This is a genomic window from Shigella sp. FC1661 (genome assembly GCF_001712525.1).
Taxonomy (GTDB): Bacteria; Pseudomonadota; Gammaproteobacteria; order Enterobacterales; family Enterobacteriaceae; genus Escherichia; species Escherichia coli.
This window is the reverse complement of sequence record NZ_MDGW01000329.1, coordinates 1-1,454: the sequence shown is the minus strand read 5'-3', so window position 1 is coordinate 1,454 and position 1,454 is coordinate 1. Positions and strand designations below refer to the sequence as shown.

Sequence of the window (1,454 nt, the reverse complement as noted above, 5' to 3'; positions counted from 1 at the left end):
TAAGGCAGTATGACTTTCCGTGAGACAGATGCTGGCCAACGTGGGATATTTAACGCGGGTTAACATCGTTGTCAGAGCCGCATGGGTGAGCTGTTGCTACACCCCGGTATTTCCACCACGGAGGCCAGCATGAACAACAATAACACATTGTACGTCGGGTTAGATGTTCACAAAGAATCGATTACTGTCGCTTATGCTATCAATTCAGAACCTGTTGAACTGATGGGTAAAATTGGCACATCACCTACTGATATTCAGAATCTTTGTAAACGTCTCAGGTCAAAGTCATCGCAGGTCAGTATCGTTTATGAAGCGGGGCCCTGTGGTTATGGACTTTATCGTCGGCTGGTGAAATCCGGTTTTGACTGCATGGTCTGCGCCCCCTCACTTATCCCGAAAAAACCGGGGGAGCGGGTTAAAACCGATCGCCGTGATGCCATCAGACTTGTGCGTTCACTGCGTGCAGGAGATCTTTCTGCTGTCTACGTACCCGGCATTGAAGATGAGGCATTCCGGGATTTGGCCCGGGCATGGGCATCTGCCCGCGATGATTTACGGCATGCAAGGCAACGTCTGAAATCGTTTCTTCTGGTTCATGGGGTCCATTATGTCGGGCGAGCAGATTGGGGCCCTGCACACCGACGCTGGCTCAGCAAATACTCATTCGAAAGTCCCTGGCGACAATTAGCTTTTGACGAACACCGTCGTACAATAGAAGACCGGCAGGCACAATGTGAACGGCTGGAATCCGCCCTGAAGGAGGCCGTTACCGAATGGAGGCTGTATCCGGTAGTAGAGGCGCTGCAAGCCATGCGAGGGATTCAGTTTATTACTGCGGTTGGATTAATTTCTGAACTGGGTGATCTGACCCGTTTTGAACATCCACGACAACTGATGTCATGGTTTGGTATCACGCCATCAGAATATTCATCGGGTGGAAGCAGACATCAGGGCAGCATTACCAAAGCCGGAAACAGCTATGCCAGAAAGCTATTGGTCGAGGCAGCGTGGAGTTACCGTCATCCGGCACGCATCAGTCCGGCAATACAAAAAAGGCAGGAAAATTTACCCCGCCCCGTCATTGACAGAGCATGGGATGCTCAACTCAGGCTTTGTAAGAGGTATCGAAAACTTCAGGCCAAAGGAAAGAATGTCAATATTACAATTGTTGCTGTTGCACGTGAGCTGGCGGGTTTTATCTGGGATATGGGCCGAATAGCAATGTCTGTCGCACAACAACCACAATGTCACAAATAAAAAATGAGAATAACCAGTTCCCTGAAGGCGACGTAGCCCGGTACAAGAGTAACCCACGTTAGCGCTTGGCGACGGCGGAACAAAGCTGATTCGCGACGTAAGAAAGTGGCAGGCTCATATGACGGACCTCTGTAATGCGGTATCCAACCCGCGAATATCAGCGTGATTCACCGTCGGATTTACTGCTACGTCGCCCT

At 50.3% G+C, this 1,454-nt stretch carries 1 protein-coding gene; it reads left to right on the top strand.

The annotated features are described in order from the left end of the window. Nucleotides 1-129 precede the first annotated feature (129 nt). On the top strand, nt 130-1,257 hold the full coding sequence (locus BFF42_RS17015) for an IS110-like element ISSso6 family transposase (RefSeq protein WP_001063816.1): 1,128 nt from the start codon (nt 130-132) through the stop codon (nt 1,255-1,257). Nucleotides 1,258-1,454 lie beyond the last annotated feature (197 nt).

Coding starts and splice junctions, on each gene's coding strand:
- BFF42_RS17015 (WP_001063816.1), top strand. CDS start 130: ATGAACAACAATAACACATTGTACGTCGGGTTAGATGTTCACAAAGAA.